We start from the raw sequence: 9473 nt of genomic DNA, 5'->3' as shown, positions 1-9473 counted from the left end.
GTGGTTTGACTACTATCGTCAGGCTGCGTAATTAAAATCTCCCAAGTTTAGTTCTACGGATTTGACAGCATGGGTCAGAGGTCTTCATTACAGTCCCAGGGTATGTAATTCAGGAATACTGTACTTTTCTAAGTGTTGAAGAACATAGAAGTTCAGCTACTATTAGAAATCGTGATGGAGCAATATACGCTTTTATTCATTTCCTCTGCAGTCGCACAGAAGACCGTCAGCCACTTAGAGAGGACAATCCATATAGTAATGGATACTTTTCAAAACTACCAAAACGTACACCAATTACTTCATGCACTCTTGATGATCTTTTCATATTGATTCAATCTACTCGATTAGAACGAGAACGAGTAATACTTCAGTTTTTATATGACTCTGGCGTGAGGCGTTCGGAGTTGATCAGGGTTACTCTTAAAGATTTTAGAGATACTGTCAACTTTAACTCTGAAAAGTTCATTTCAGTAGAGTCCGATCAACCTATTCATGCAGACTACGTACCTTTAGCCATTAAAGGTAGCAAGGGGCGTGGAAATCAAATCAAACCACGGTGGACGTTAGTTAGTTCGGCAACCATTAAACGTATACAGAAATATCATGCGTCTCCGCTCTACAAAAAACATGCTCGCAAATATGTAAATCCAGATCAAACCCCAGCATTTTTTAATGCTAAAGGTACTCCTTATACACGTAAAGCGATAAACGAATTACTTGAGCGGCTCAGCAAACGTGCAATAAAGAAAGGTCGCCTCGATAGAATAATCTCTCCTCACAAGCTACGGCATGGTAATGCCTATGCAATATTGCAATCAAATGACCTAGGATCCGACTACCTAGATCGGCTCGTTATCGTACAAAAAAACTTAGGTCATAACCACCTCAGTACTACCCAAATGTATACCAGTATTCCTCAGGAAATTTATAATACTATTTGTGATGAGAATGGGGACTTACTAACTAGAGCTGAGAAGATGAGGCGCTTATCTGAGCAGACACAATTGAAAATTGGCATTAAGGACATCAAATGAAAAAAGATGGAATAGCCATTGATGAGAGTCATAAAAATCGTTCTAAATCGGAAGTTACCAATGAAGACTTCAAGAGCAATAAAGAAAAAAAGTTACTTAAAAAGGATGCTAAAAAAGCTGTTGTAGAATGGGTGTCCAAAACAGTTGAGAATACAGAAGCGCTATGGGAAGTGCCAATCAGTCAGTCTGATAGTGCTTTAGGTTTCGGTGTGGATACCAAGCATATTCAGAGCGCTGTAGGTGTCCCATATACTATTGCACAAAAATATAGAGAGTTTACAAACCCTTTAATTGAAGAGATGCTTAAAAAAAGAATTCTAATAATACCAAATGAAAGCTATGAAGCTGATGAACTCGAAGTTAGAAGGCAGTTGCTTAATTGGTATAGAAATTTATCAAAAGAAGAAAAAAATAGATTACCTATTTTAGAGAACAAAATTTCAACTTGGAGAATATTATCAGACAATTTTCCCAAAAATCAATCTCTCTTAGACCTTAATACTATTAAAGATGCTTGGGAATATATACATGATGACCTTCAAGAGCTTGGAATAATTAATAACGATTATAGAGTGATGACTGAACTGATATATGGAAAAAGTAAAGAAAGTCAAAAAGCACGTTTTGATATACTGGCACAAAGAGCCTTAAATATTAAAAGTGACTTTATCAACCCTTCGGAGTTACAACCTTTCATTCAGGTTGAGCAACTGTTTGCCTCTACTAGTACAATTGTCTCTTCAGAATCAGGCAAGAGTAACTATAGAATTGCGAGTAATTCCTTTATGGATTTCTTATCTGAACTATATGGTAATTTACCTTTAAAAATTGTCACAGTTTTTGATGAGCATCTCCTATCTAGATATCGAAAATATTTAGAGAGAAAAATAATAAGTAAAGAAATATCAAGTTATCATGCAAATACACTTTTGAGTTCAGTACGCAGAACACTGTATAGGCTGACCCAAGTACGTGACATGGAGTATAGCTTTTTCGATATAAATGGCTTTACTGTAAGTAGAGAAACAGATGTTAAAAAGCCATTTACAATGAACGAGCGAATTCAGGTATTAGATGCTATCGAAAAAGGATTGTGTCAATCTAGAGCAGCTCTCATACCTTATAAAAAAACTGGGTGGTGTTCTAAAAAGTATGCTGGCGATAAAAGTCAATACGAAATCTATGCTAAGTTCTCTGATTCTATAGGGCTTTCAAGGCTTCAAAAATTGTTCAAATTTTAATCAGCATACTTTTTGACACACCATCAAAAACTGGTATAGGGAAAAATCCTTTGAATGAGAAAGGTCGTATAATAAGAGGCCTTTCTACATTAGATAATGCGAGATGGCTGTTTGAAAACCCCTTGATGTGTAAGCCAGTTCATTACCATACAGCAGAATCCCCTATCGAGAAATCTTTCTTGAACATTACTGCCAGTTCAGACAAAGGACTGAGCGAGATATATGACGAATGGGGTGTTACTCCAATGATAAATATGGACATACTAACGCCCTACCTCTTAAGGCTTGCTCAAATTACAGGCTTAAATACAGATTCTTTACTTTCTCTCAACGTAAACGATTATCTAGAATCTCATCCAGCAACATCGCGACCTTGTCTTAGATATTGGAAAGAGCGCTCTGATGGCTATAAGGAGTATCATCTCGACCTTTTCAATACAGAACTGACATGGCTCACATCGTCTCAAGCTAAGTCGATAAAATTTATTTTCGAAGAACTAAAGCAGTTAACTGGCGGTATTCGAAAAGACATAGAGAATGATACATGCAGCGATAGGTTGTTTATTTACAAATCAAACGGTCGTAGAAGTCATGGAAGAGTATCTCCCCTACTAGGAAATAAAGGAAAAAATAGTAAAGCCTTAAATAATAGCCTATCTAAGTTTGTTGATAAATATAATTTGAAGGACGACGCAGGAGAGCCGTTAACTCTTACAATAAGCAGATTTAGACCAACCTTTGTTAGTGAGATGTTAGACAGTGGAGTGACTTTACGCGAAATTCAGCTCATGTTAGGGCACTCCTCAATTCAAACGACTATTGGTTACCTCGAATCTTTTGACTTCAATACGATAAGTAGAGTAAAGATAAACGATAAGCTAAAAGAAATACATCAATCTACTTTGAATACACAAACTCAAGAAGTACCACAAGAATTACAAACTAGAGATACCAACGAATTAGCAATAACCTTCCATACCCCTTTAGCAGAATGCAGGAATATTTTTGATCCTCCAGATTTTGTAAAAAACCTTTCATCCTATATTCCTGGTACTCCATGCTCACAATATAATAAGTGTTTAGGTTGTGACAATGTCATTATTACGGCTAAAAACCTCCCTGAAATCTTTGCAATGAAGCGTGACTATACGCTTTTGACAGAGCACACTCGGGTTATGGACACCCCCTACGGACATGTCATTTCGGAGAATATGGAACTAATAAAAGGCATTACAGATCCAGCATTGTCTGACTTTTCCTTAGAGGATCTAAAGAATGGACAGCGTTTAGCAGAGTACATTGAAACCACTACACTAGTTGATGGAGTAATTTGATGGACTATGAAAAAAAATTAGACGTGTTGACAGCTTTTGCAAAACATCGTTTCTATGTTTTAGAAGCCTTAAATCCTATTACGGATCAGAGAAATGAGTGCCTTCAGCATAAGCACACATTTGATATAGAGTATATGACGTCTCTTATGGACAAACCCATATCAACACTATCAAAGTTTTCTGATAGCGTTTGGAACTTTAATAAAGATTATCCTAATGCTGCAAGAAATGTTCAAGGTGCAAAGCTACGAATCAATTTTTCGAAATATACAGCGATTCCGGCATTTGTTTTGATAGAAATGAAAATTATATTCGAGTTGGCTTTGCTCAATAGTTCCATCTTCAAGCTGCAGAAAAACGAGGGTAAAAGCCGATCAAAAAAAACATTAAAAGCCAACTCCTTGATTGCAACTTTTGAAAGTGGTTTAACATTTATCAATGAACTATTCAAACAAGCATCTCATGAGCTAGGTTATGAGTTTGTTCAAGAAAAAATCCAGACATTCTCCGACATAACACCCGAACTGTATTCCAGAGCTGCTGAAAACTATGATCGTGTAAAAGATGTAGCGCTAGATAAGTTTTTCACATACCTGCGCAGTCCAGCTTCTGTTAAGTATGTATTTGAAAAGCCTATTGCTTATGTAGAGTTAAATAGCCTGAAATGGAAGAAAAGAGCTAATATTGATAAAGAAAAGAAAGATCAAGTGTTACCAGACTTGGTCTTTGAGTCTTTATCGAAAATGGCTTCCTTTATCATAGTTGACTTTTTAAGTGCTATAGGGGCTTCAGCAAAAATATCTGACTCTAACTCGTTAGAAAGATTTGATACAAGCAACCATCTATCATGGGCAAACCAAGAAAGAGTAACCCACGAAATCTTAAATGCTTATATTGCTATTAGGCTAGGAACTAAAGGCTATTCTACGAGTTTCGTTACAAATATGGTGGAATCCTATAATTGGATGCTCAACAAAGATTCTAATGTTATGGGCGGACTGACTTTACGTAAAGCATTGAAAAAACGTGGTTATAAGTTAGATAATCTTAGAGAATACTTCAACCTCGTAACGTACGCATGCACATATTTAGTAGGTCAGTATACAGGTATGAGACCATCTGAATTATCAGAAGTAAGAGTTCAGAATTGTTCGTGCTTAGTTCAAAGTGATGGTGTTTGGCTTATTGAAAGTACTGTCAAAAAACATAAAGATGAAGTTAGTACGGGTTTATTCGACGATAAGTGGGTAGCTATACCAATTGTTAAAGATGCAATATTAGCAGCCTCGTATATTTCAAAAATTAAAGTTTCACCTTATTTAGTTTCTAATGTAGATACTGTTAAACCTGGTAGCTCCCCACAGTCAATGGATAGTACGGGTATTGCACATCAAATGAATAATTTTATTAGTCAACTATTAGGCAAAAACGTTGCTAATGAAATAAAATTTAATCCATATATGTTAAGACACACCCTAACATATCAACTATTCAGGGCTGAAGTTGGTCTACCTCTGATATCTTTTCAATTAAAACATTTTGTGGATAGTGTCTCTAATTACACCTCTACTGGCTCTACTTCATTAGTAACGCTAGGGTATGGTGATATAGGTGAAATGCTATCAAAAGATGGGAACCGAAAAGGTGATAAGAAATCACTGCGTCGAGCAGCTGAATTAGAGGCTATTAAAACAGCCCATAATCCAAATGGCACGTATTATGGCGGTAAAGCGTATGAGCATAAAAAAGGTCTAATTAAGACATTTAATGGATATATGGCTGAAGGCTATACGGAAGATGAAGTGTATGAAGCAATGGTAGATCAAGGAGTTGCCGTTGTCTACATGGGACAGGGGCTTTGCTATGGTAATAGACAGGAAGAGTATGATTCAAGTTTGCCATGTATTGGTTCACTACGCTGTAACCCAGCTCGGTGTAAACAAGCCGTTGTAACTATTAAACATGCTCCTAAATGGCGTGAAGTTTACACATTAAATAAGGTCAATCTAAATAAACCAGAATACTCGCAAAATCGTGATCAAATTTTAGCGGCAATGAACGAAGCTAAAGTGGTACTGGAAAGTCTTGGTGAGGAAGTCGAACTATGAGTAATGAAGCTTATGACCAGAAAAATAGAGACGACTATGACGCAAATACATTACTATTGGAAAAAGCATTATCGGACATTAAAGGCAATAAGAGGTTGAAAGTCACTGTAGCACAACTTTCAGAAATGACTGGTATTCATCGGAACACCATCTCAAACCGAGTTTGGCCTGGCCAAAAACTAAAACAGATTAGAGAAGCCCGAAAAACTAAAGAGAAATCGCTTGAAGAACAAGTACGTTTAAGCACTAACGATGCAAAAAATGCGCTAGAAGCAAAGCTAAGTCGAGCACAAAGTGAGGTTATCTACTGGTTTAATGAATATCAAGATACAAAAAGGGTCGCTGAGCACTCAGATAAACGGTTACAAAAGATGAGAGAATCAAGAGATTATTATAAAACACTATCTGACACAGATAAGAGATCCCTATCAGAAGCCAGACAAGAAATTGAGAAATTGAGAAAAATGTTAGTTTTAGAAGATACAAGATCGAAACAGCTTATGCACTAGTCTGTCAAAAATTATCTATTCTATAAAGAGCATAATCTTAATTTCCTCTTGCTTAAAAGCTAGCGAGAGCTTAGCTAATAAGCATATTGAACCGCCCCGACTTTATCGGAGGCTGATTTACTTTAGTCAGGCAGCAATGCCTGACAGGATTAAATTATCATAATACCGCTTTTCAAACTCAAAGGGCGACACATATCCAATCGTGCTATGCAATCGTGTTTTGTTAAACCAATCCACCCATTCAAGGGTTGCTAGTTCAACATCGTTCACACCAGTCCAGTTCTGTTTTAAATAATGAATCACCTCAGACTTATAAAGCCCGTTGACCGTCTCAGCCAGTGCATTATCGTATGAATCACCTGTAGTGCCAACAGAGGCAATCACACCGCAGTCAGCCATTTTATCAGTATAGCGAATGGATAAATACTGAACCCCTCGATCACTGTGATGAATCACATCTTTGGGATAGTTTCTATCTGCTATTGCTTGATTTAACGCCGCCATCACCATATCTGTGTTCATACGATTAGATACTTTCCAGCCCACAATAGCGCGAGCAAACACATCAATAATAAAAGCGGTATACACCCAGCCGCTTATCGTCTTGATATAAGTAAAGTCTGCCACCCAGAGCTGGTTAGGGCGATGAGCGCTAAAGTTACGATTAACCAAGTCATCAGCACGCTTTTGATCATCACGGCTGTGAGTTGTTATTTTACCCTTACCGCGCCAGACACCTTGTAGGCCATGCTGTCTCATTAAACGCTCTATGGTACAACGAGCAACCTTTAACCCGTCAGCTTTCATCTGCTGCCATACTTTACGCGCACCGTAACGGCATTTGCTGTCCTGCCAGATACGTTTAATCTCGCTGATGTAAAAGTCGTCATGTTGACTGCGCAGTGAGCGTTTTTCAGGGTAGCTCTCCAAGTCTTTAGCACGGTGATAGGTTGATGGGGCAATCGGTAATACTCTACAGATCAGCTCGACCCCATAATTATTCTTATGATCGTCGATGAATTGAATCATGATTTTAGTCAGCGGTCGAGCTCCGCCTGGGCGAAAAAAGCGGCAGCCTTACGTATGATCTCATTGGCTTGCTTGAGCTCTCTGCATTCGCGTTCAAGCTCCTTGATGCGCTCTTTATCACTTTGCGCTTGCACCGATGCAGGAATAGTTTGATCGATGTGTTTTTTATGCCACGACCGCAGGGTTTCAGGCGTACAGCCAATCTTAGGGGCAATGGCTTGAATCGCTGACCATGTGGAAGGATAGTCGCCCAACGCTTCTATCAGCATGCGAACGGCGCGTTCTTTAATCTCAGGAGTGTAGGTTTGTTTTTTCATTGTCGTATTCTCTCAGAATGTTGAGTCTCCGACAATCCCGGGGCGGTTCATATACCCTATAGCATAAATCACATATACTGATACTTTATGCCTAATAGAAATTTATCACTTTTCTCAACTTTCACTTTATGCTTATATCAAACTGAGAATGGATAGGCAATAGACTCATGATACTGGTATCCTTCAACTCTAAAATCATCCAATGTTACCCATGTTTCAATATCTTCGAGAGACTTAATTTCAGGGTTAATATGAAGCTTAGGTGCCGGATAAGGTTCGCGTTTTAATTGCACGTCACGCATTAATTCTAATTGATCTTCATAAATATGTGCATTTACGATCTTATGATAAGCTTTTCCAGCCTCGTGGCCCGTAATTTGAGCCATGAGAGCTAGTAAGGTAAACACTTGAATCTGATTGAAATTTTGACCTAATGGTACATCACATGAACGTTGTGATGAAGTCAAATAAAGCTTTCCACCTAACAACGAAAATGTATGAGTATGCATACAAGGACGTAAACATCCCATATGAAACTCACCTGGATTGTAGAAGGTTAGAATTTCACCTCGATCATCAATACCGTTTCGCAAGTTATTATAAATCTTACGAAGTTGGTCAAACTCCTCTCCTACTGAATTACGCCATCTTCGTCCCTGTACACCATAAACTCGGCCCATATCATCCTTACCTTTACGATAAGGATTAGCTAACCAAGCTGCATTTTCATTGGCATTGGCGTTCCATGTATTACATCCAATAGCTCGAAACTGATCTGCGCTATCATAACCACGTAGATATCCCAACAACTCTGCGATAGCTGCTTTCCAATAACTCTTTCGAGTAGTTACTAAGGGAAACTCATTAGCTCCTACGTTGTAGTCTAAATCAGCATTAATAACGGTTAAGCAACGTTTTCCAGTTCGTTCATTCTCTACCCATACACCCTCATCAACTATACGTTGACATAAATCTAGATACTGTTTCATTCAATAACCTTAGTTAGACTACAAACTTAGCTCAAAAGGTGATTTTTGTTGATCTGCGTGGACAATACATTTTACCTTTTGATTTCATTGAGCATTATAAAGTTTCAAGGCTCAATTGTACAAACCTGTTCGTAACAACTGATTGTCTTAGTAACTTATCAACAGACTATGCCCCAATGGAGCCAATGAAACCGAATCCTTCTATCTAACATCATTTGCCATAAGATACTTTTATGGAAACAGTCGGCTGTTTGGGCTGTACTTTTAACCAAGAAAGACTACAAGGAATTGATTTAACTATTTAGTATGAAAATATTGGATTTACTTGATTGATGCCTGCCATTACTTCAAATAACCTTCATGACCTGAAAAATATCCTTTCAAAGTCATCCTATCAAAGCTATACACATGGGCATGAGGTGCTTCTCTGCATCGACCCACTAACGGCTGCTTTTGATCAGGTTTGCCATCAGCTAGTTCAATAGGGGCTGTGCAAATTGGACAAATGGAAGTGAAGGCCGTTATTCTCGCTATTCTATAGCCGTCAGCTCCCTTATACATTTCAATGTCAGCATTGTCTGTATTTATATTTGCAAACAACAAAGGCGCTTTACTGATACGGTGGGTCATTAAGTGATGTAAGGGTTTAAAGAACCATATAAAATTCATATAAGCGAATGGTATGAACGCTAATATAATTAATGCTGATATTAAGCTTAATGATGGCAAATCCTTTATGAATATAATAAATAAGACTGCGAACAAGACGATCAGTATATCTATAAGAAGACTGATAAGCATCAAAGCAGTCAACAGTAAGCCTTTAGGGCTGTACTGAGGTATGCTGAAGAAACCGTAGAATAAAACTTGGTAAACTAACAACTCGATAAGGAGTTTACCATGACTAAAAAA

Annotated in this window: 7 protein-coding genes, 1 pseudogene and 1 other annotated feature; of the genes and pseudogenes, 5 read left to right on the top strand and 3 right to left on the bottom strand. The window is 37.8% G+C overall.

The genetic code is table 11. The annotated features are described in order from the left end of the window. Positions 1-326: 326 nt before the first annotated feature. The 5 genes from QO187_RS13540 to QO187_RS13520 are packed head-to-tail and all read left to right on the top strand — an operon-like array spanning position 327 to position 6226. A complete protein-coding gene (locus QO187_RS13540) occupies positions 327-1034 on the top strand; it encodes a tyrosine-type recombinase/integrase (protein WP_371548628.1) in 708 nt (235 codons plus the stop codon). Beyond that, positions 1031-2275 carry a hypothetical protein gene (locus QO187_RS13535; protein WP_371548626.1) on the top strand — a complete coding sequence of 415 codons (1245 nt, stop codon included), beginning with the start codon at positions 1031-1033 and terminating at the stop codon, positions 2273-2275. The genes QO187_RS13540 and QO187_RS13535 overlap by 4 nt, the downstream gene beginning before the upstream one ends. A gap of 50 nt (positions 2276-2325) precedes the next feature. After that, positions 2326-3609, top strand: coding sequence for a site-specific integrase (locus QO187_RS13530; protein WP_371548624.1), 1284 nt, complete (start codon positions 2326-2328; stop codon positions 3607-3609). Continuing rightward, a complete protein-coding gene (locus tag QO187_RS13525) occupies positions 3609-5717 on the top strand; it encodes a site-specific integrase (RefSeq protein WP_371548622.1) in 2109 nt (702 codons plus the stop codon). The genes QO187_RS13530 and QO187_RS13525 overlap by 1 nt, the downstream gene beginning before the upstream one ends. After that, positions 5714-6226: a hypothetical protein gene (locus QO187_RS13520; protein ID WP_371548620.1), complete on the top strand. Its 513-nt coding sequence runs from the start codon at positions 5714-5716 to the stop codon at positions 6224-6226. The genes QO187_RS13525 and QO187_RS13520 overlap by 4 nt, the downstream gene beginning before the upstream one ends. 126 nt (positions 6227-6352) lie before the next feature. On the opposite strand, the gene QO187_RS13515 is transcribed toward QO187_RS13520, so the two are convergent. The 3 genes and pseudogenes from QO187_RS13515 to QO187_RS13505 form a co-directional block, all read right to left on the bottom strand. Continuing rightward, positions 6353-7572, bottom strand: a protein-coding gene (locus tag QO187_RS13515; RefSeq protein ID WP_102092624.1) for an IS3 family transposase whose coding sequence is annotated in 2 segments (ribosomal slippage) — positions 6353-7287 and positions 7287-7572 — 1221 coding nt in all. Because the reading frame shifts where the segments join, the coding sequence is not laid out codon by codon here. Further along, positions 7181-7297, bottom strand: a sequence feature (AL1L pseudoknot). (Overlaps the previous gene by 117 nt.) Before the next feature lie 137 nt (positions 7573-7709). Beyond that, positions 7710-8561, bottom strand: coding sequence for a thymidylate synthase (locus QO187_RS13510; protein WP_102092622.1), 852 nt, complete (start codon positions 8559-8561; stop codon positions 7710-7712). Positions 8562-8903: 342 nt separating this feature from the next. Continuing rightward, positions 8904-9473: pseudogene (locus tag QO187_RS13505) on the bottom strand (hypothetical protein); the annotation flags it as partial.

It is taken from the genome of Psychrobacter sp. Arc9, from assembly GCF_041431295.1.
Taxonomy (GTDB): domain Bacteria; phylum Pseudomonadota; class Gammaproteobacteria; order Pseudomonadales; family Moraxellaceae; genus Psychrobacter.
The sequence above is the reverse complement of the archived record's forward strand: the minus strand, read 5'-3'. Positions and strand labels throughout refer to the sequence as shown.